Origin of the sequence: Cupriavidus sp. P-10 (genome assembly GCF_003402535.2) — a bacterium.
Lineage (GTDB): Bacteria > Pseudomonadota > Gammaproteobacteria > Burkholderiales > Burkholderiaceae > Cupriavidus.
In genome coordinates this window covers 2,651,497-2,671,330 of record NZ_AP025171.1, presented here as the reverse complement: position 1 = coordinate 2,671,330, position 19,834 = coordinate 2,651,497, and the positions used below count along the sequence as shown (strand labels likewise).

The window sequence follows — 19,834 nt, the reverse complement described above, 5'->3', positions numbered from 1 at the left end:
CAGTTGCGTATGAATCCCCATTGTTTAGCCTGGTGCTACCCCCTCCTGAACCGCCATCCCCCGCCCCGCCGACCATTCCGGCAGCGGGGCATCTTGCTTTAGAACGCTTGAGGAAATCGCAAGCGAAGCGGGCAAAAAAATCGTTTGTCAGCGAGCGCTGCGGCAACAACCATGCAATGGCCAGCCAGCCAGGCGCGCCCTGCGGCTCGCAACCGAAAACCACCCCAGCGATAGGACAAGTCAAGGCACGATAAGACAAATGCAGACATTGCCAGGCTCCGCGCGCATTTCAGCGCCTCCTTGAAAAAGCCAACGTTGTGAATAAAGTTAGAGCGCGCCGTACCCGCTTCTTGGCCCCGCTTCTTGGCCTCGATTCTCTGCCCCGATTCTCTGCGCCGCTTTTCTTTCAATCCTGTCATCTTCCGCGCTGCGCATGCGCAGATGACAAGCCTGCAATGTCAGGCGTGCCCATGGGCGAGGCAGCCGGCACGATGGCCGTGCGGTGCGTCTGCGTCAGCGTTCCCCACGCTCCGAAACGGAGAATGAATATGGAAGACCACACCACTGCGCCCGCGGCAGGCTATGGCCCTGCTCCTGATGGCGAAGCCGTCACGCTCACGCGCCGCCGGTTCCTGCAAACCGTCTGCACCTCCGGCGCGGGGATTACGAACGTGGCCTGGTCGCCTGGCGCATCCGGCGAGCCCGCGCCGCAGGTGCCCGCGCAAGCCGGCGCCGCCGCGGGATATCCCGTCACGCTGAAGGTCAACGGCACCACGCACCGGCTGACGGTGGCGGCCAATGCCATCCTGCTCGACACACTGCGCGACCAGCTGCACCTGACCGGGACGAAGAAGGGGTGCGATCACGGCCAGTGCGGCGCGTGCACGCTGATCGTGAACGGTGTCACGGTCAATGCGTGCCTGTCGGTGACGGTGATGCACGACGGCGACGAGATCACCACCATCGAAGGGCTGGCCCCCGCTGGCAAGCTGCACCCGGTGCAGCAGGCGTTCTGGGACCACGACGCCTACCAGTGCGGCTACTGCACGGCGGGTCAGATGATGAGCGCGGTGGGCATCCTGCAGGACAAGCGGATTCCGGCCGACGACGCTTCGGTCCGGGAAGCGATGAGCGGCAACATCTGCCGCTGCGGCGCGTACAAGAACATCGTCACGGCCATCCAGGACGCGCGCGGCAAGATGCGGAGGAACGTCTGATGCGGAACTTCGAATACGCGCGCGCCGCCGATGTCGAGCAGGCGATCACGCTGCATGCGCACGGCGGCGACACGGTCTTCCTGGCCGGCGGCACGACGCTGCTGGACCTGATGAAGCTCGACATCATGCAGCCCGCCCGCGTGGTGGACATCCACAAGCTCAAGCTCGACCAGGTCGAGCCGCTCGGCGATGGCCGGGTGCGCATCGGTGCCATGGTCAGCAACACCGACCTGGCCCGCCACGAACATATCCGCACGCACTATCCCGCGCTGTCGCAGGCATTGCTGTCCGGTGCCAGCACCCAGCTGCGCAACAAGGCCACGACCGCCGGCAACGTGATGCAGCGGGTGCGGTGCGGCTATTTCCGTGACGGGGTCTCGGCGTGCAACAAGCGCAACCCGGGTTCGGGCTGCGCCGCCATCGAAGGCCTCAACCGCAATGTGCACGCGGTGCTTGGCGGCAGCCCGCACTGCATTGCCGCGCATCCGTCCGACATGTGCGTCGCCATGGTGGCCATTGGCGCGACGGTCCACGTGCAGGGGCCGAAAGGCAAGCGCGATATTCCGTTTGCGGATTTCCATCTGCTGCCCGGTGACACGCCGTGGAAGGAACATGCGCTGGAAGCCGGCGAGATGATTACCCATATCACGCTCGATGCGCCGATGCCCGGCAGCCGCTCGGCATACCTGAAGCTGCGCGACCGCGGCTCGTACCAGTTCGCGCTGGCCTCCAGCGCCGTGGTGGTCGCGCTCGATGGCAGCGTCGTTCGCGATATCCGCATCGCGCTGGGCGGCGTCACGACCAAGCCGTGGCGCGCGGCCAACGCCGAGGCCGTGATGCGCGGCAAGCCCGCGTCGGAAGCGTTGATCCGCGAGGCCGCCGCAACGGCAATGGCTGGCGCGCAGTCTTACGGACAGAACGGCTTCAAGCTCATGCTCGGCCAGCAGGCCGTCATGCGGAACCTGTCGCTTCTCATGGCCTGAAGGGGGGTTAGCGTGAACAACACTGCTATCGGCGCGTCGCCGCGCCGCATCGATGGCCGGCTCAAGGTGACCGGCACCGCCCTCTATACGGCGGACCGCACGCTGCCCGGCATGCTGCACGCCTACGGCGTGTACAGCACCGTGGCGAGCGGCCGCATCACCGGGATCGAGACGGCCGACGCGCGCCGCGTTCCCGGTGTGGTCGACATCCTGCACAACGGCAACTTCCCCCGCCTGTACCGGACGCCGAAGAGCCCGATCTCGGGCGCGACCATCCTGACTGCGTCGATCACCGACGAGCACCGTTTGCCGTTCGAGGACAACACCATCCACTACGGCGGCCAGATGGTGGCGCTGGTCGTGGCCGATACGTTCGAGCACGCCCGTGAGGCGGCGTACCGCGTCAAGGTGTCGTACGCCCGCACCAGGCCGGTCACGGACCTGGAACACGGCATCAAGGCGAACGGCCTGCGCGACGGCGGAAGAGGGCATGCGCGCGGCACGCCGGCACCGGCATTCGACCAGTCGGCGGTCAAGGTCGACGCCATTTACCGTACCCCGGTCGAAACCCACAACCCGATGGAAATGCACGCCACGCTCGCGTGGTGGGAGGGCGGCGACCTGCATCTCTACGAAGCCACCCAGGGCGCCACCGTCCATCGCAATACCATTGCGCAGATCTTCGGCCTCACTCCCGAGCATGTCACCGTCGACGCGCCCTTTATCGGCTCGGGATTCGGCTCCAAGCTGTTCCTGTGGCCGCATTCCGTCGCGGCCAGCGCGGCAGCGCGAATGACCGGCCGTCCGGTGAAGCTGGTGGTGCCGCGCGCCTACATGTTCACGACCACCGGCCAGCGGCCTGAAACGCGGCAGCGCGTGCGCCTGTCGGCAGGGGCCGATGGGAAGCTCACGTCGATCCGGCACGAATCGGTCAACACCACCTCGTTCATCGAACAGTACGTGGAGAATTGCGGCGGGATGACGCAGAGCGTGTATTCGTGCCCGAACCTCATGGTGAGCCATCACACCACCAACGTGCACCGTGGCGCGCCGACGTCGATGCGCGCCCCGGGGGCCGCGCCGGGTTTGTTTGCGCTTGAATCCGCCATCGACGAACTGGCGCTTGCCTGCCGCATCGATCCCTTGCAGTTCCGGCTTGCCAACCTGTCCACGCGCGACGAAAGCCTTAACCTGCCGTGGTCCAGCAATCACCTGCGCGAGGCCATCGAGCAGGGCAGCCGCAAGTTCGGCTGGGACCGGCGCGATCCGCGCACGGGGTCGATGAAGGCCGGCAACGAGATCGTCGGCTACGGCCTGGCCGTATGCAACTGGGACGCCTGGCGCACGCCAGCCGAGGCCCGTGTCCTCCTGCGCAGCGATGGCACCGCGGCGGTGACCTGCGCGATCCAGGACATTGGCACGGGCATGTACACGATCGTCGCGCAAACGGTCAGCGAGCTGACCGGCCTGCCATTCGAGAAGATCGATGTCAGGCTGGGCGATTCGACTTTTCCGGCGGCACCGGTAGCCGGTGGCTCCTGGGCCACGGCCAGCGTCCTGCCCGCCGTGGCCGAAGCCACGCGCAACGCGATCGGCCAGCTGCGCACATTCGCGACGCAGGACGGCGCCGCCTTCGCGGGTGCCAGGCCCGAAACACTGAAGATGCAGAATGGCCGCCTGACCGACGGCAAGCGCGCCGTCGACTATGCCTCGGTCCTCGATGCCCAGCGCTTTGCCAGCGCGGAGGGCTTCGCCCGGACCGGCGGCACACCGACCGACAAGCTGTCCTTCATGTCTTTCGGCGCCCACTTTGTCGAGGTGCGCTGGGATCCCGGCATTTCACGGCTGCGCGTCGCCAGGGTCGTGAGCGCGATCGATGTGGGGCGGGTCATCAACCCGGTCACTGCCCGCAACCAGGTGGAAGGCGCGATCGTGATGGGCGTCGGCATGGCCTTGTTCGAAGCCACCGAGTATGACGAACGCGATGGCATGCCGGGCAACAACAACTACGCCGAATATGCGGTCCCCGTCCACGCAGACCAGCCGGAGATCGACGTGATCCTGCTCAACCACCCCGACCTGGAATTCAATGAATTCGGCGCGCGCGGCATCGGGGAGATCGGCATAACCGGTTTTGCCGCCGCGGTTGCAAACGCCGTCTACCACGCCACGGGCAAGCGGATTCGGAATCTTCCCATCACGAAGGAGAAGTTGATGGGGTGAGCCTGATCCAAAAGGGGAACCCCGCTGCCGGATGCAGCGGGTTTTCAGCGCAGCACCGGCCACGTGCGGGTCCGGAACTCAATGCAGGAGCCTGACCCTGCGGAATCCGCCCAGCATCGCCAGGTCGTAGGCAATCTTCAACAGTCCGCAGGCTACCAGTGGCGCGCTGGCATAGCCGTAGGCCATCAATGCGGCAGCGAGCGCGGGACTGAGCGCTGCGGCGAGGCTGCGAGGCACCGACGTCAGGCTTGCCGCGGCAGCCCGTTCGGGGGGCGTGACAACCGCCATGACATAAGCCGTCCGGGTGGGCACATCCATCTGCGACAGTGCACTGCGGACCAGAAGCAAGGCCAGGCTCGTTTCGAGGGTGGGTGCAAAGGCGGCCGCAATCAGGCACAGGCTGGAGGGGATGTGCGTGAACACCATCGTATTGAGCAGGCCAATTTTTCGCGCGAGCGGCACTGCGGCAAGCTGGGAGAACGTCGTCAGCATGCCTGCGGCAAAGAAGAACTGGCCCGTGGCGGCCGGACTCAGTCCGAAGCGCTGCATCAACCACAGCGACAACAGCGAATTCACGACCAGTCCGCCTGCAAACGCGTCCACGCTGAACAGCATGGCAAGGCGCAATACGATCGGGCGGGACGGCCCCAATGGTGTTGTCGGTGGCGTTGCCGGGCCGGCCTGTGGTGTGGCCGGCAACCGCGCATAGATGCGCCACAGCAGTACGCCGACCAATGCGTAGAGGATGAACATCAGGCGCATCGCGTCCAGTGCCGATACCGGAAAGCGCGCGACCAGCGAAGCCGGAATTGCCGCTGCCAGCGCACCCAATGCAGAGGAAAAGGCGCCAACCAGCCCATAGCGGGCGAAGAGTGCCGTCCGTGCCTCCGGCACCGCCGACTCGGCCAGCCTTGCGTGTTCCAGCGGCAGGAACACGCTGACATCGCCAGCGCCCGGATTCAGCGTGCCGACAAAGGCGACGATCAGAAGTGGCCAGAGTGCGGAAATTCCCGAAAAGCCGAGGCCTGTCGCAAACATCAGCGCCGCCGCGGCCATCAGCAAGCGGCGTTGCGCAAAGCGGTGCCCGACGACCCCGACCAGGATGGTCGCCACGGCAGAGCCGACCAGCGTCGTGCTGCTGATGAATCCCACCGCCATCGCGTCAAAGCCAAGGGCCAGCAGGTAAGAAGGCAAAAGCACCGCGATGTACCCATCGCAAATGCCCCGCAGCCCGCGGCCGGCAAGCAATGGGATGGCATCGCGATCCACGCCGGATGGCAGGACGATGCGCGCGAGGCCGTCCGGGGCAGCGTCTGGCGGGTGATCTTCGTGCACAGTTATGGCCAATCCGACGTTGCCCTTCTGCACCGGTGCCTGGAAACGGATCCCGGTCTAGCCGGAATGCGCGTGAAGAAGCGGATAGATAATGAGCCCGATCAGCGCGGCACCGGTAATGACGACGGGCTCGGGCAGTTTCTTGAACCTTAGCAACAGCGCGACCGTTCCAAGGGCGAGCAGGATCGTGGGAACGTCGACAATCGAGCGCTTGGCCAGGACGAAGACCGCGCCGGAAATGGCGCCGATTGCGGCCGCCGTAACGCCATCGACAAAGGCAAGGATGGCAGGCACCTTTCCGTACTTCTTGAAGTATGGGGCCGGCAACACGGTAAACAAGTAGCAGGGAAGAAACGTTGCCAAAGCCGCCACGCAGGCGCCGGGAAGCCCCGCTACCAGGTAGCCGATAAAGCCGACCGTAATCACCACGGGACCTGGCGTGATCATGGCAACGGCTACCGCATCGACAAACTGCCTTTCATTGAGCCACTGGTGCTCTGTCACGACACCGCCGTAGAGGAATGGCACGATGGCGAGCCCAGAGCCAAAGACGAAGGCGCCGGCCTTGGCAAAGAACACCGCGACCTGGGTCAGCAAGGGCCAGTCCAGCGTGCTGAACAGGCTCATCGTGGCGGGAACCTGTGTCGCGGCGAGCGCATTGGCGCCACCCTGGCGCAACCATTTCGGCGGGGCGCGGCAGAACCAGGCAAGCATGCCGGCCGCCAGGAACAGCCAGGCGATTTCGGACTCAGTGAAAATGGTCACTGCGGCGACGATGAGGTAGATGGCCCACAGCAGCTTGTCCTTGCCTATGCTCTTGTTGGTCAGCTTGTAGGCACTGATGGCAATGATGCCGATGACGGCGGCACCCACGCCATAGAAAACGGATTGCATCCAGGTCAAGCCACCGAAGCTGACATAGGCCCAGCCGAGCGCCAGCACCATCAGGAACGATGGCAGCACGAAGGCCAGCCCGACCAGCGTGGCCCCTGCCACGCGATAGTGGACGTAGCCCAGGTAGATCGCCAGTTGCGCGGCCATCGGGCCAGGCGCGAGCTGGGCCAGGGCAATGCCTTCCTTATAGTCGCTGTCGCTGATCCATCCCCGTCGCTCCACCAGGTCGCGATGCATATAGCCGGCCAGCGCCACCGGCCCGCCAAAGCCAAAGGTGCCAAGGCGAAGGAAATACAGCACCAGTTGCCAAAGCGTGCAGGCCGAACGTTGCGCCGTGCCCGGCGACGCCATGCCGGGTTGTTGCATGCGAGTCATGGTGAGGCTCTTTGCAAGAATGGGTTGTCAGGCTTTCTTGCTGGTCGAGAAATGCGCGTACAGCGAATCCAGCACGGTGCCGATTTCAGCAAGCAAGGCATTGTCGTCGCCCACGCGCGACCGTGCGCCAGATAGCATGGCCTCGAAGCCGCTGGCTTCCGGTACCGACGTGCCGCCGATGTCGAGTGCATGGACCATCGCGCCGAGCCGCGCCAGTCCCCGGTTGCCATCGAGGCCAAAACTGGCCAACAGCACCTCGAACGTCACCCGCTCGCCGACGTGCGTAAAGGTGGCGCCGTCGAAATCGAAGCCCAGCGCATCGTCAGGGCAATGCGCCGGAGACTCCAGCCACAGGAATCTCGCATGGGTATCAATGAAGCGCTGGATCAGCCAGGCGCAAGCCACCCGGTCCACCCACAGATGCCGTCGGGTAGCCCAGAGCCGGCCCTGATACCGGGCGGGATCACGGCGCGCAATCGCCTGCGTGCGTGCCTGTGGCTCATCTGGTGACTGGAGCAGCGCTACCGTGCGCTTGAATTCTCTCCACTGCGCTTCAGCGCGGCTCGATGCCTCGTTGGGAAAGAAATCGACTTTGCGGATGGCGTCGTACGTTCGCGCGTGCCGACGCAGCAGGCGACTGAGCTCGGCACCGCTCAGTGTGGAAAGCGTCGGGCGGGAGTCGTCCAGATCGGCCAGGAATTCTGCGTAGCCGGCGCTGCGGTCGAACAACGCACGGAGTGTTGCGACCTCATCCTGGCTGTGTGGACTGACGTTGAGTAGCCACGCATCGCCATTCTCCTGCCTGGTGGTTTCCGCCAGATCCTGAAGTTCCGCCAGGTGTTCGTCCCCAGCCGGCAACAGGTAGGCGCCATCGCGCAGCGCGACGCATCCAAGTGCCTTGGTTGAGCGCCAGATTCGCATGCGCGTGGTGGCGCCGGATGTCGGAAGACTGACGATGAGCAGGGCCCAGGGGCCGATGAAAGCAGTCATGGCTCGGATCTTAGAAGCCCATAGCTGACATTTCAACGTTGTAGAGATCTCTACATCCTGCCTCTCTGCTTAAATGCGAATTTCGATCTGGGCGGTGCATTATGCGCCGCTTATTGCGTTGCCGGACGGCGCCAGTCTGTTGACGTTTGGCAGCGGCGCCATGGTGCGCCAACTGCTGGCCGCCGGCGGCAACGCCAGACCTACTTGCTGGCGTCCCGCGCGTCGCCGCCGATCGCGTCGACGATGATCATGGTCCGGTCGAGCACGCCGCGTTCGTCAAAGTAGGCGCTGAAATGCGCTGGCATGTAGGCACCTGCGTAGAGCCGGTACGACCAGGCTTCGCGCTTCATCAGCGGATAGTACTGAATGGGCTCGCGCGGACGGCCGAAGCGCTCGGCAATATCCTGCTTGGTCCAGACGCCGGGGCGTGCCTCGTAGATTTCCTTCTCGGTCAGCATCTGCCGAAACTTTGTCAGCTTGCCGTTCACGTCAAAGTCCGCCGCATAGACTTCGAAGCCGAGCGGTTGCTTCGAATAGATCCACCGAGTGGTGCCGTCAGCAAGCCGGTAGGTTTCCGTGGGAGTGCCGAACGTATCGCGCACGGCATTTTGTGGGCTGCCAAGCATACCCTCCGCGGTTTCGAGGGGCCGAAGGGTGGCGCAGGCGGCCAGCACGAGGGTCGCCACGATGGCGGCCACGCAGGCGGGCAGGCGATAACGCATGATCGTTCTCCAGTCGGGCGACGGGGTGTGCCAGTTCAGCATAGCCCACGCAGCGTCCAATGGCGCTGGCGGAGAAACTGGCGTCACGCCCACCGTTGCGCAGGCGGCAATGCCTGACCGGATTCGCACGAACGCTCACTCAAAGCCTACCCTCAAGGCGGTGCCGCAGGGAACGCTAATTATTGCCGGTGGCATGTAATGCAAAGTCGTTGGCATCCTTTGCATGGCCGAACTGCGCGCCTTGCAGCATGCTTGACAGGTGGGAGATTGCATAGTGTGTCCGCCGGCGTTTTCCCGGTTTGCGAAGATGGCGGGCTTTATTTCGAGAGGAGTGGCGACCTTCATCGATGCATCGGAGAGACATTCATGTCCGAAAGATTTCTGAATCCGAGCTTGCTAAGCACCTTTCGGGGCAATCTCCCTGGCATGGTCATCAGCGCGGTGGTAACCGTCGCAGCCATGTCGCTCGCCTCGCATTATCATGCGCCGGTCATGCTGTTCGCCTTGCTGCTGGGGATGGCGCTGAACTTCCTGTCGCGGGAATCCTCCAGCGCTGCCGGCATCGACTTCAGCGCCAAGCAGGTGCTCCGGCTGGGTGTGGCCTTGCTGGGATTGCGCATTACGGCCTCGCAGGTGGTGGCGCTGGGCTGGCACTCCGTTGCCATGGTCGTGCTGGCAGTCGCCCTGACCATCGTGTGCGGCATCGTGCTGGCCCGGTTGATGGGGTTCCAGACGTTCTTCGGCCTGCTCACCGGGGGCGCAGTGGCAATCTGCGGTGCTTCCGCGGCGCTGGCCCTGTCCGCGGCCATGCCGCAGCATCCGCTGAAGGAGCGCGCGACGCTGTTCACGGTGATCTCCGTCAGCACGCTATCCACGGTGGCGATGGTGCTATACCCGATGCTCGCGCAACTGCTGGCTCTGCCTTCAGTACAGGCCGGAACCTTTATCGGCGGGACCATCCATGACGTGGCCCAGGTAGTGGGGGCCGGCTATAGCATCTCACACGAAGCCGGGGATGCGGCGACGCTGGTCAAGCTGATGCGGGTGGCCATGCTGCTGCCGGTGATCGCGCTGGCTGCATGGTTGTCGCAGCGCCATCAGCGCGCACAAGGGGAAGCCGGCAAGGGGCCGCGCCCGCCGCTGCTGCCGTGGTTTGCCGTGGCGTTTGCGGTGCTGGTGGCGATCAACAGCACCGGCTGGTTGCCCTCAGGACTGGTCAAGGCGGGGCAGTTCGCTTCGCAGTGGTGCCTGGTCATGGCGATGGTGGCAATTGGCATGAAGACTCACCTCAAGGACATCTTGTCTGTCGGCTGGAAGCCGGTGGCGCTAATGGTGCTGGAGACGCTTTTCCTCGCTGTGCTGTTCTACGGCATGCTGGTGATGGTGCAACACTAGTTCGTCCACGCGCAGGCTCTGGCGCCGCCCATCCCCGCATCGTCCGCAAAAGCCGCCATGCGTGCGCCAACCGCCAAGGCAACCAACCCTCATCCCGAGGGGCTCTGGCATGCTTCCTGCCTGTTGGGGGCTGGAAGTTGCCGCGCGGCCTTGCGACGGCGGAGGGAAGCGGCAGACCTCGCTCACGGCTGCGGCCTTGCCGAACGGCGCTGCAGGCGTCTGGATTGCGGCGTTGACGCCAGCCTCGCGGAGGAAGCGGCGCACCCACCAGGCGTAAGAAGTAGCTGGAAGGACGTAGATCCGGTCGGAAATTTGTGCAAGGGGGCGGCCGAATACGCGACGCGGATACGAAACCAGCACCAATTCGTATGGACGATGAAAAACTCCAGAGCCAGTTGACACCGGACGACGCGTTGCAGGCCGCGGCCTGCGGCGTGGCAGACAACTTCGTCCGCGTGCGCGGCGCGCGCGAGCACAACCTCAAGAACGTGGATGTCGATATCCCGCGCAACGCGCTGGTCGTGTTTACCGGGGTATCGGGTTCCGGCAAGTCTTCGCTGGCATTCGGCACGCTCTACGCCGAAGCGCAGCGGCGCTACTTCGAGTCGGTGGCACCGTATGCCAGGCGGCTGATCGATCAGGTGGGCGTACCGGAGGTCGATGCCATCGAGGGGCTGCCGCCCGCCGTCGCGCTCCAGCAGCAGCGCGGCGCGCCCAATGCGCGCTCCACGGTGGGAAGCGTCACCACGCTGGCGAGCCTTGTGCGCATGCTCTACTCGCGCGCCGGCACCTATCCGGCCCGGCAGCCAATGCTGTATGCGGAGGATTTCTCGCCCAACACGGTGGAGGGCGCATGCCCGACCTGTCATGGTCTGGGCCGCATCTACGATGTCACCGAGCAGTCGATGGTCCCCGACGATTCGTTGTCGATCCGCGAGCGCGCGGTCGCCGCATGGCCGCCAGCATGGCACGGGCAGAACCTGCGCGACATCCTGGTCACGCTTGGTTACGACGTGGACAAGCCGTGGCGCGAACTGCCGAAGAAGGATCGTGACTGGATCCTGTTTACCGAGGAACAGCCCACGGTGCCGGTATATGCCGGATTTACCCCCAGGGAAGTACGCGCCGCGCTCAAGCGCAAGATGGAGCCCAGCTACCAGGGCACGTTCACGGGCGCCCGTCGCTATGTCCTGCATACCTTTGCCACGACGCAGAGCGCGTTGATGAAGAAACGGGTCGCGCAGTACATGCTCGGACGCGAATGCCCGGCGTGTCACGGCAAGCGACTGAAGAAAGAAGCGTTATCGGTGACGTTCGCTGGCATGGATATCGGTGAGTTTGCGAGTCTTCCGCTTGCCCGCGTCGCGGAGATCATGCGCCCGATTGCTCACGGCGCGTGGACGGACGCAGGGGATGCATCCGGCGCGGTACTGGGCACGAGAGCGAGGCGCGCTGCCACGGCGCGGCGCGTCGCTGCGGGGGGATCCGCGCACAAGGGGGCGCCCGACGTGCGGCGCACGCCCAACCTCTCCGACGAAAAGCGGTTGGCCGCGCAGCGCATCGCGGAAGAGCTGATGGAGCGCTTGTCCACGCTCATCGACCTCGGCTTGGGTTATCTGTCGCTGGACCGCAGCACGCCAACGCTGTCGTCGGGCGAATTGCAGCGGCTGCGGCTGGCCACGCAGTTGTCTTCCCAACTGTTCGGCGTCGTCTATGTCCTGGACGAACCCTCGGCCGGGCTGCATCCGGCCGATGGCGAGGCGCTGCTGCTGGCGCTGCGACGACTGAAGGCGGCGGGCAACTCGCTGTTCGTGGTCGAGCATGACACGCAGACCATGCGCCACGCGGACTGGATCGTGGACGTGGGCCCTGCCGCCGGCGAGGGCGGCGGGCGTGTGCTCTACAGCGGGCCACCCGACGGACTCGCCGCGGTGCAGGCATCGCGCACCGCAACTTACCTGTTTGGCGAGCGCCAGGTGCCGCTGCGAAACGCTCGCGATCCGGCGGGCTGGCTCAAGCTCGCGCATGTCTCGCGCAACAATCTGCACAAGGTCGATGCGGCAATACCGCTGGGCTGCTTCACGGCGGTAACGGGGGTTTCGGGATCGGGGAAATCGAGCCTCATCAGCCAGGCCCTGCCGGAACTGGTGAACCGGTATCTGGGCCGCGTGAACGATAGCGACGCCGACGAGGAGCGCGATCCGCTGTTCGCGGTGACGGATGCCCCTACCGAGGGGCGCGTCGCGGGCGGCATGGAGGCTGTGCGCCGCCTGGTGCGTGTCGACCAGAAGCCCATTGGCCGCACGCCGCGATCGAACCTCGCCACCTATACCGGGCTGTTTGATCACGTGCGCAAGCTGTTTGCCGACACCCCCGCAGCGCGCAGGCGACGCTATACGCCCGGACGCTTTTCCTTCAACGTGGCGCAGGGTCGTTGCCCGACGTGCGAAGGCGAGGGCTTCGTCAGCGTGGAGCTGCTGTTTCTGCCGAGCGTCTATGCACCCTGCTCCGTCTGCCATGGCACGCGTTATCAGCCGCAGACGCTGGAAATCCTGTGGCAGGGCAGGAATATCGCGGAAGTCCTCGACCTGACCGTCGATGCTGCCTGCAAGGTCTTTGCGGACGAACCCGCGCCGATGCGATCGTTGAAGGCGTTGCGCGATATCGGTCTGGGTTATCTCCGATTGGGGCAACCTGCCACCGAACTGTCGGGCGGTGAGGCGCAACGCATCAAGCTGGCCACTGAACTGCAACGTTCGCAGCGCGGCGACACGCTCTACGTGCTGGACGAACCCACCAACGGACTGCATCCGGCCGATGTTGACCGCTTGCTCGTGCAACTGCAGGAACTGGTCGATGCGGGAAATACCGTCGTAGTCGTCGAACACGACATGCGTGTCGTGGCCCAGGCGGACTGGGTGATCGACATGGGTCCCGGCGCTGGCGAGGAGGGCGGTCGCGTCGTGGCTTGCGGTCGGCCTCCGGAGATCACGGGCGTGGTGGCCAGCCGCACGGCGCAATATCTGGCAACGGAACTAAGCTGATCGCGCCGGCGGCAACGGATGGCGTAGCGCGTCCATGGTCGCGTAGAAGTCGTCCGCCTGCTGCTGCGCCGTACTCCGCATCGTCTCGGTGCGCTGCGCAAGCGTGGCAGCATGTTCCGAGAGCCCGAAGGAAGCACGCTGGCTGACCGAGCGCGAGCGAAGCGACCTGGCGCAGATGCTGAGCCAGGACCGCGCGGGCCCTGGCCACGCGCGCATGCGTGACGCGATCTTCGATGCGCGCGTCTGGATGCTCTGCGCGTCGATGTTCCCGCAAGGATCGGGTCGCGCGCCCGGCCAGCCACACGTCGGCCGCCTGACCCATGAAAAGAGGCGGGGCCCCAGGCGCTCGCCTCTTGCCGGATTCGCCGCGGCGCGTCAGAGCAGTCCGAGGGCCCGCAGCTTGGCGTCGGTGGCGGAGTAGGGGCGCTCGCAAATGATCTTGTCCGAATCCGCCGCGAATTCAAACGTCGCGGCCATGCGCACGCGGAACTTGCGGCCGGTGGGCGGGAAGGTCTTCCCATTCGCCTTCAGATCGCCAAGGTGCGTGCCCGAGAGCCAGAACTCGACCAGCACGGTGTCGTCCGCGGCGGCGATGGCGATGATCTCGTTGGCCAGGTCCGGGAAGGCAGCGCGCGAGGAATCGAAGTAGCCGCGCACCTCTTCTTCGCCATCGAACACCGTGCCGGTGGCGTGCATTTCGTACCGGGGATGCGCAAAGGTGTCGATCACGGCATCCCATTCGTGCGTGCACTCGAGGGCCATGTGATCACGCACGGTCTGGATGCGTGCGGCGTTCAGGGATTCGGACATCATGTTCTCCATCAGGTTTTTGCGGGAAGGACCGGCGACTGGCATCGACCCGCGCTGCGCCAGTCGCCATATGGGATTGGAATGCGGTGTCAGCGCAGCAGCCGCCAGCCGCCGTCCACGGTGAACTCGCCGCCCGTGATGTAGCCGGCATCGTCCGACGCCAGGAAGGCGATCAGGTTGGCGACATCCTCGGGCTTGCCTTCATCGGCGAGCGGAATGCGCCGGCCAGCCGTTCGGGGATCGACGCCGCCGGCCGCCTGGCGTTGCTTGTACTGGTCGAAGATCGTTTCGAGCATCGGCGTGGCGATCTTGCCGGGGTGGACGGAGTTGCAGCGGATCTGGTGGCCGTTCTCGGCCCCGGCCAGCGCCACGGTCTTGGTCAGTTGGGTCACCGCGCCCTTGCTGGCGCCGTAGGCAACGCTTTGAAGCGTCGGGTAATACGCGCCGACGGAGGCGAGGTTGATGATGGCGCCCTTGCCGGTCTTGCGCATGGCCTCGACGCCTTCCCGGCATCCCAGGAAGGTGCCGTCCAGGTTCACCGACATGACGCGCCGGAAGTCAGCGAGGGTAGTGTTGGCGAGCGTGCCGTTGACCACATCGCCGACGATACCCGCCGCATTGACCAGCACGTCGAGCCGCCCGTGACGCTCGAGGATCGCTGCGATCGTGGCCTTCCAGCCCGCCTCGCTGGTCACGTCCAGCGCCATGAACGCGGCGCCGATCCGGTCCGCCGCAGCGGCGCCGTTGCCGCTCGCAAGATCGGCAATGACGACACGCGCGCCGCGTTCTGCCAGCAGGCGCGCGGTTGCGGCGCCGATGCCGCTTGCACCGCCGGTCACCAGCGCTACCTGGTCCTTGAACTGAGTCATCTCGATGGTCTCCTGTGAGTTGTCCTGCAAGCGCAGCTTCCTGCATATCACCTTGTGTTACGCAAATGAAGAAACGTTTCCACAACGATTCAGGATTGTTTGTTCGGCTTAAAATCTGGACAATCATGGTAAACACTACCCACCTGAACCGGGCCGCTACGCGTATATTGTTAAAACGTTTCCGCACTAGCGGGACGGCAACCCTGAGACGACAAGGAGACAGCAATGAGTTATTTGTTCGGCGGCGTCCGGCAGCTTGGCTACGTGGTGAGCGACATCGAGAAGGCGATGGCTCACTGGACGGAGAAGCTCGGCGTCGGACCGTGGTTCTACAAGGAAGACGTGGGCACCACGGAGTACCGCTACTACGGCAAGCCCGCGACGCCGCCGAAGCTGTCGATCGCGCTGGCCAACTCGGGCGACCTGCAGATCGAGCTGATCCAGCAGCGGGACGACGCGCCGTCGCTCTACCTGGACTCGCTCAAGCGCAGCGGCGAAGGTGCGCAGCATATTGCCTACTGGACGGAAGACCGTTTTGACGAAATCGTGGCCCACCTGCTGGAGGCCGGCTACGTTGAGGGGCACGGCGGCCGGATGGGTCCGCGTGGACGTTTTGCCTACTTTGTGCATCCGGGACTGCCCAGCGGCATGTTCGAGATTTCCGAGCTGACCGGTGGCAAGGGCGAGTACTTTGCCGAGGTCAGGCGTGCCGGGCTGGCCTGGGACGGCAAGGGGCAGGCGATCCACCATATCGGCGCGCCGCGATAGCGAGGCGCGGCAGGCAGGCCTTTCCGGCTGCCATCGCCCGCAATCCCCGCCGGCCGCCGTGCCGGCCGCGGACCCCGGGGAGTCCGCGTCATCCGGTGAGCTAGAATGCTTGGCATCCGGGAAATGACGCATAACTCGCCGCCGGATCGCCGCGCCTGCCGTGGCGGCCGGCGGTAAAAGAACAGGGGAGGGAGTTGATGTTGCAGTCTTGTGCGAAGCCCGTGGCGGCTCAACCTGGCGTGAAACGTTGATGAAGCCACGCATCACGATCCGGGAAGTTGCCAAGGAGGCCGGCGTCTCGATTGGCACGGCGTCCCGTGCGCTCAATCGTGCCGGTCGCGTCAGCGAAGCGGCGATTGCCGCCGTTTCCAAGGCGGCCAGGCGGCTGGGGTACGAGCCCGACGCGATCGCACAGAGCATGCGTACGCGCTCGTCCGGAGCCATCGGCCTGATCGTTTCGGATCTGTCCAACCCGCTGTACGCCAGGATCATCACCTCCGTGGAGGCCGCGCTGCAGGCCGCCGGATATGCGTTGCTGATCGCCAGCACGCATAACGATGGCAAGCGCGAGAAGAACCTGATCGACCTGTTCCGCCGCCGGCGCGTGGACGGCCTGATCCTCGGCCCCTGCGAGACGGAGAACCCAAGGCTGCTGGAGCAACTCTCGCAGGAGATGCCGGTCATCGCGCTTGACCGCGATTTCGGTCCGACCGGCACCGGCGTCTATGTCGACCACTACAACGGCGCGCTGCAGGCTACCCGTTACCTGCTCAACCTGGGCCACACGCGCATTGCGCTGCTGACCCCGGGCAGCGTCCTGCGCCCGGGGCGGGAACGTATCGCCGGATTCAAGGAGGCGTACAAGGAGGAGGGTCTCAAGCCGGTGCCCAAGCTGATCCGCTGCGAGAAATCAGCAATGGACTTCGCGTTCACCGAAGCACTGTCGCTGCTGTCGGGGTCTGAAGCGCCCACGGCGTTCATGTGTCTTGGTACGCGCATCCTGGCCGGGGTGTTGCAAGCGATGCGGCATACCGGCCGCACGGCTCCCGGCGATGTCAGCGTCATCAGCATCGGCGATACCGACCTGTCGCAACTGTTCAGCCCATCCATCACATCGCTGACATGGGATCTTGAGATCGTCGGTACAGTGCTCGCCCAGCTCATGCTCAAGCAACTGGAGCGCGGCGCAGACGTCGAGCCCGAAACCATTGTCATCACCACGCAACTCGTGCTCCGCGAGTCATGCGGTCCCGCTACGGCGCGCAAGAAAGCCACCGCGTAGCCGCGCCACAAGCGCTTCCCTGATCACCGATGCCGCCCCTGTTCGAGGCGGCATTTTTTTGTCCGGCAGTTCTTGCGTAAAATGCGAAAACGTTTCTACAATGAATGCGCCCCACGTGACCGCGGCAGTGATGCGGTGCACACGTACCCAGAATTATTCGACAGGAGATACGCGCAATGAAAGCTGCGATTCGCGGTGAGACGGGACTTGTTTTTGCAGAGCTGGAGATCCCTCGACCCAAGGCCACCGAGATCCTCGTGAAGGTCCGGGCCAGTTCCCTGAATCGCGCCGATCTGTCGCTGGTCGACGGGAAAGCACATGGGGCGGCTGGCGGGACCGGCACGCCGCTGGGCCTGGAGTGGTCCGGGGATGTCGTCGCGGTCGGCGCGGAGGTCACGGTGTACAAGGTTGGCGACAAGGTGATGTGCTCGGGCCTCGGCGGCTTTGCGGAGTATGCCGTCACCGATTGGCGGCGCGCCTTTCCGTTTCCTGACCCGGAGATGGATTACGAGACCGGCGCCTGCCTGTCCGTCGCGCTGCGCACCACCCATACGGCGATGCGGCATCTGGCCGGGCTTGAAACCGGGCAAAGCGTAATGGTGCTCGGTGCGTCTTCCGGCGTTGGCCTGATGGCGCTGCAGGTGGCAAAGCACTTCGGCGCCAGCGTGGTCATCGGCACCTCGACCAAGCCCGACCGCCGGGCGCGCCTGGCGGAGTTCGGCGCCGACATCGCGCTCGACAGCAACGATCCGCACTGGCTGGACGCCGTGCTGGAACACACCGGTGGCCGCGGCGTGGACCTGCTGGTCGATTTCCTGGCCGGCCCTTATATCAACGACAGCATGCGCGCAGTGAAGATTGGCGGCCGCATCGTCAATATCGGCCGGATGGCGGGGGAGAGCGGTGAATTCGACTTCGACCTCCATTCATTGCGGCAGATCCGGTACCTCGGCATGACCTTCCGGACGCGTACCGTCGAGGAGTTCGGCGTCATTGCGGAACGGGTGCAGCGAGATTTCTGGCCGGCGCTCCGGCAAGGACAGCTTCGCCTGCCCATCGATGCCAGGTTGCCGCTGGAGCGTGTCGCGGAAGCCTGCGAGCTGATGCGCAGGAATACGCATTTTGGAAAGATCGTCCTGACGCAGGACGCATAAGACATCCGCGCCGCTGGCGCCAGCAAAACCTCGCAAGACTCTCACGGGTTTACCACCATTTGATTCGAGCGGGCACCGTCGCACAATTTGTGGAAACGTTTCACCATGTTCCATGAGATGCCACGTTGAACGGCAACGGAACACGGCGCCATCAACGCGTGAAACACAGAAGCTGGAGACAAAGATGAAGAAGTACGCCGCCCTCGCTTTCCTCGCCGCCGCCGCGCTGTCATTTGGCGCGCAGGCGCAGGGCGAAGCCAGCTATCCGACCCGGCCGATCCGCCTGATTGTCCCGACCGCACCGGGCGGTGGCGGCGACGTGTTCGCCAGGATCCTCGCGGACCAGCTCGGCCGGCGCCTGAAGCAGCCGCTGGTCGTCGAGAACAATGCCGGCGCGGCCGGCACCATCGCGATCGGGCAGCTCGCGCGTGCCACGCCGGATGGCTACACGATCGGCCTTGGCACGATGACGACCACCACGCTGGCGCCGGCCGTCTACCAGGCGCTGCCATACGACCCGGTCAAGGACCTGACGACCATCGCCCGCGTGGGAACGTCACCGATCATCCTGGTTGCCACCAAGGACTTCCCCGCCAACAACCTGAAGGAACTCGTGGCCCTGGCAAAGAAGAGTGCTTCGCCGCTGCAGTTCGGCACCTGGGGGGCTGGCTCCACCGGTCACTTCTGCGCGGAGGTGCTGGCGCAGAAGACCGGAATCAAGCTGGACCACATCCCGTTCAAGGGCACGTCGCCCGTGGTGACTGCCATGCTGGGAGGCGTGGTGAAGCTGGGCTGGCTGGATATCGGCAGCGGCACGTCGGCGGTCAAGACCGGCAAGATCAAGGCGCTGGCCATGTGCACGCGTCGCACGGCGAACTTTCCCAATGTTCCGACTTACAAGGAGCAGGGGGTCGATTTCGACCAATGGACGGGATGGGCCATGTTCGCGCCGGCGGGCCTGCCAAAGCCGGTCACGGAAAAGCTTGCGGCTGCAGTGCAGGACGCGCTCAAGGATCCGGCGGTGACGAGCAAGATGGCCGACCTCGGCATCACGCCGGACTATGTTCCCGGAAGCGAACAGGCCGCGATCAATGCGCGCGACATCGAGGTGTGGAAGCGCGTCGCGCGCGAAGCCAATATCAAGCTGGACTAAACATTCCCCATATCCCACGTTCTTGGAGATAGCAATGCCATTGCCAAAGGTTGTCACGCACCAGGACCGGCTGCTGACGGTCAACATTCATGAATCGCGCGAGTTCCCCGGATCCGAGCCGGGCTCTACCATCATCCCGCTGTTCCTCGATCGGGAAAACGGCGTCTGGGTGCTGTACGGGAAGTTCGAGCCGGGCACGACGCTCCCGCCGCATTTCCACACCGGTACCGTGCACTTCTTCACGACCAAAGGGCAGTGGAACTACGTCGAATATCCCGAGGATCCGCAAACCGCGGGCAGCTACCTGTATGAGCCCGGCGGCTCGGTGCATACGTTCTCCGTGCCGGCGGATGCTACGGAGCCAGCCGAAGGCTTCATGGTCGTGTACGGCGCCAACATCATATTCTCGGAAGACGAATTCCAGCAGGTGCGCGATGCCGGCGCCATTGAAGAAGGCCTCCTCGCCGCAGCGCGCAAGGCCGGGATTCCCGTCCCGCGCTATATCCGCCCGAAAGGCGGCGCGGAGTTCTCCGTGGGCTGAGGCGGAGCAGGCGCCGGCGGGCTGCACAGGCCGGCTGCCCCGAACAGCAGGCATCGATGAAGCGGTGTCCATGCTCATC

General features: G+C 64.8%; 17 protein-coding genes. 10 read left to right on the top strand and 7 right to left on the bottom strand.

What is annotated here, in order from left to right; genetic code table 11:
* Positions 1 to 98: 98 nt before the first annotated feature.
* Positions 99 to 419, bottom strand: coding sequence for a hypothetical protein (locus CTP10_RS28890; RefSeq protein ID WP_147316306.1), 321 nt, complete (start codon positions 417 to 419; stop codon positions 99 to 101).
* Positions 420 to 548: 129 nt separating this feature from the next.
* On the opposite strand from CTP10_RS28890, the gene CTP10_RS28885 reads away from it, so the two are divergent.
* From CTP10_RS28885 to CTP10_RS28875, 3 genes are read left to right on the top strand one after another with little or no spacing between them, the layout of a single operon-like run.
* Positions 549 to 1,217 carry a (2Fe-2S)-binding protein gene (locus CTP10_RS28885; protein ID WP_116323100.1) on the top strand — a complete coding sequence of 223 codons (669 nt, stop codon included), beginning with the start codon at positions 549 to 551 and terminating at the stop codon, positions 1,215 to 1,217.
* A complete protein-coding gene (locus CTP10_RS28880; RefSeq protein ID WP_116323099.1) occupies positions 1,217 to 2,200 on the top strand; it encodes an FAD binding domain-containing protein in 984 nt (327 codons plus the stop codon). Before CTP10_RS28885 ends, CTP10_RS28880 begins: the two co-directional genes overlap by 1 nt.
* 12 nt (positions 2,201 to 2,212) lie before the next feature.
* The gene (locus CTP10_RS28875) at positions 2,213 to 4,423 is read left to right on the top strand and encodes a xanthine dehydrogenase family protein molybdopterin-binding subunit (RefSeq protein WP_116323098.1); all 2,211 of its coding nucleotides are present in this window, start codon (positions 2,213 to 2,215) and stop codon (positions 4,421 to 4,423) included.
* A gap of 78 nt (positions 4,424 to 4,501) precedes the next feature.
* Here the strand turns inward: CTP10_RS28875 and CTP10_RS28870 are convergent, their stop codons facing one another.
* From CTP10_RS28870 to CTP10_RS28855, 4 genes are all read right to left on the bottom strand, one after another.
* Positions 4,502 to 5,758 (bottom strand): MFS transporter, encoded by a 1,257-nt coding sequence (locus CTP10_RS28870; RefSeq protein ID WP_116323097.1) that lies wholly within the window; start codon positions 5,756 to 5,758, stop codon positions 4,502 to 4,504.
* Between the two features lie 57 nt (positions 5,759 to 5,815).
* On the bottom strand, positions 5,816 to 7,018 hold the full coding sequence (locus tag CTP10_RS28865; protein WP_116323096.1) for a chromate transporter: 1,203 nt from the start codon (positions 7,016 to 7,018) through the stop codon (positions 5,816 to 5,818).
* Positions 7,019 to 7,054: 36 nt separating this feature from the next.
* Complete coding sequence (locus tag CTP10_RS28860) at positions 7,055 to 8,017, bottom strand: chromate resistance protein ChrB domain-containing protein (protein ID WP_116323095.1); 963 nt, start codon at positions 8,015 to 8,017, stop codon at positions 7,055 to 7,057.
* 200 nt (positions 8,018 to 8,217) lie between these two features.
* Positions 8,218 to 8,739: a hypothetical protein gene (locus CTP10_RS28855; RefSeq protein WP_116323094.1), complete on the bottom strand. Its 522-nt coding sequence runs from the start codon at positions 8,737 to 8,739 to the stop codon at positions 8,218 to 8,220.
* A gap of 366 nt (positions 8,740 to 9,105) precedes the next feature.
* Here CTP10_RS28855 and CTP10_RS28850 point away from each other — a divergent pair, with 366 nt between their 5' ends.
* Positions 9,106 to 10,134 (top strand): YeiH family protein, encoded by a 1,029-nt coding sequence (locus CTP10_RS28850; RefSeq protein WP_116323092.1) that lies wholly within the window; start codon positions 9,106 to 9,108, stop codon positions 10,132 to 10,134.
* Between the two features lie 368 nt (positions 10,135 to 10,502).
* Entirely contained in the window at positions 10,503 to 13,178 is a 2,676-nt protein-coding gene (locus tag CTP10_RS28845; RefSeq protein WP_116323091.1) for an excinuclease ABC subunit UvrA, read from the top strand.
* Positions 13,179 to 13,553: 375 nt separating this feature from the next.
* Here the strand turns inward: CTP10_RS28845 and CTP10_RS28840 are convergent, their stop codons facing one another.
* Both CTP10_RS28840 and CTP10_RS28835 read right to left on the bottom strand, forming a co-directional pair.
* Positions 13,554 to 13,991, bottom strand: coding sequence for an ester cyclase (locus CTP10_RS28840; protein ID WP_233528396.1), 438 nt, complete (start codon positions 13,989 to 13,991; stop codon positions 13,554 to 13,556).
* A gap of 86 nt (positions 13,992 to 14,077) precedes the next feature.
* The gene (locus CTP10_RS28835) at positions 14,078 to 14,857 is read right to left on the bottom strand and encodes an SDR family NAD(P)-dependent oxidoreductase (RefSeq protein ID WP_116323105.1); all 780 of its coding nucleotides are present in this window, start codon (positions 14,855 to 14,857) and stop codon (positions 14,078 to 14,080) included.
* Positions 14,858 to 15,082: 225 nt separating this feature from the next.
* Between CTP10_RS28835 and CTP10_RS28830 the strand changes: the two genes are divergently transcribed.
* The 5 genes from CTP10_RS28830 (at position 15,083) to CTP10_RS28810 (ending at position 19,755) form a co-directional block, all read left to right on the top strand.
* Positions 15,083 to 15,625, top strand: a complete 543-nt coding sequence (locus tag CTP10_RS28830; protein WP_116323089.1) for a VOC family protein — start codon at positions 15,083 to 15,085, stop codon at positions 15,623 to 15,625.
* 250 nt (positions 15,626 to 15,875) lie between these two features.
* Positions 15,876 to 16,907, top strand: coding sequence for a LacI family DNA-binding transcriptional regulator (locus CTP10_RS28825; RefSeq protein ID WP_116323088.1), 1,032 nt, complete (start codon positions 15,876 to 15,878; stop codon positions 16,905 to 16,907).
* A gap of 176 nt (positions 16,908 to 17,083) precedes the next feature.
* Entirely contained in the window at positions 17,084 to 18,061 is a 978-nt protein-coding gene (locus CTP10_RS28820; protein WP_116323087.1) for a zinc-binding dehydrogenase, read from the top strand.
* Positions 18,062 to 18,245: 184 nt separating this feature from the next.
* A complete protein-coding gene (locus CTP10_RS28815; protein WP_116323086.1) occupies positions 18,246 to 19,214 on the top strand; it encodes a Bug family tripartite tricarboxylate transporter substrate binding protein in 969 nt (322 codons plus the stop codon).
* 34 nt (positions 19,215 to 19,248) lie between these two features.
* Positions 19,249 to 19,755, top strand: a complete 507-nt coding sequence (locus CTP10_RS28810) for a 2,4'-dihydroxyacetophenone dioxygenase family protein (RefSeq protein ID WP_116323085.1) — start codon at positions 19,249 to 19,251, stop codon at positions 19,753 to 19,755.
* Positions 19,756 to 19,834: the final 79 nt, after the last annotated feature.

Coding starts and splice junctions, on each gene's coding strand:
- CTP10_RS28890 (WP_147316306.1), bottom strand. CDS start 419: ATGACAGGATTGAAAGAAAAGCGGCGCAGAGAATCGGGGCAGAGAATC.
- CTP10_RS28885 (WP_116323100.1), top strand. CDS start 549: ATGGAAGACCACACCACTGCGCCCGCGGCAGGCTATGGCCCTGCTCCT.
- CTP10_RS28880 (WP_116323099.1), top strand. CDS start 1,217: ATGCGGAACTTCGAATACGCGCGCGCCGCCGATGTCGAGCAGGCGATC.
- CTP10_RS28865 (WP_116323096.1), bottom strand. CDS start 7,018: ATGCAACAACCCGGCATGGCGTCGCCGGGCACGGCGCAACGTTCGGCC.
- CTP10_RS28860 (WP_116323095.1), bottom strand. CDS start 8,017: ATGACTGCTTTCATCGGCCCCTGGGCCCTGCTCATCGTCAGTCTTCCG.
- CTP10_RS28855 (WP_116323094.1), bottom strand. CDS start 8,739: ATGCGTTATCGCCTGCCCGCCTGCGTGGCCGCCATCGTGGCGACCCTC.
- CTP10_RS28850 (WP_116323092.1), top strand. CDS start 9,106: ATGTCCGAAAGATTTCTGAATCCGAGCTTGCTAAGCACCTTTCGGGGC.
- CTP10_RS28845 (WP_116323091.1), top strand. CDS start 10,503: ATGGACGATGAAAAACTCCAGAGCCAGTTGACACCGGACGACGCGTTG.
- CTP10_RS28840 (WP_233528396.1), bottom strand. CDS start 13,991: ATGATGTCCGAATCCCTGAACGCCGCACGCATCCAGACCGTGCGTGAT.
- CTP10_RS28835 (WP_116323105.1), bottom strand. CDS start 14,857: ATGACTCAGTTCAAGGACCAGGTAGCGCTGGTGACCGGCGGTGCAAGC.
- CTP10_RS28830 (WP_116323089.1), top strand. CDS start 15,083: ATGAGTTATTTGTTCGGCGGCGTCCGGCAGCTTGGCTACGTGGTGAGC.
- CTP10_RS28825 (WP_116323088.1), top strand. CDS start 15,876: ATGAAGCCACGCATCACGATCCGGGAAGTTGCCAAGGAGGCCGGCGTC.
- CTP10_RS28820 (WP_116323087.1), top strand. CDS start 17,084: ATGAAAGCTGCGATTCGCGGTGAGACGGGACTTGTTTTTGCAGAGCTG.
- CTP10_RS28815 (WP_116323086.1), top strand. CDS start 18,246: ATGAAGAAGTACGCCGCCCTCGCTTTCCTCGCCGCCGCCGCGCTGTCA.
- CTP10_RS28810 (WP_116323085.1), top strand. CDS start 19,249: ATGCCATTGCCAAAGGTTGTCACGCACCAGGACCGGCTGCTGACGGTC.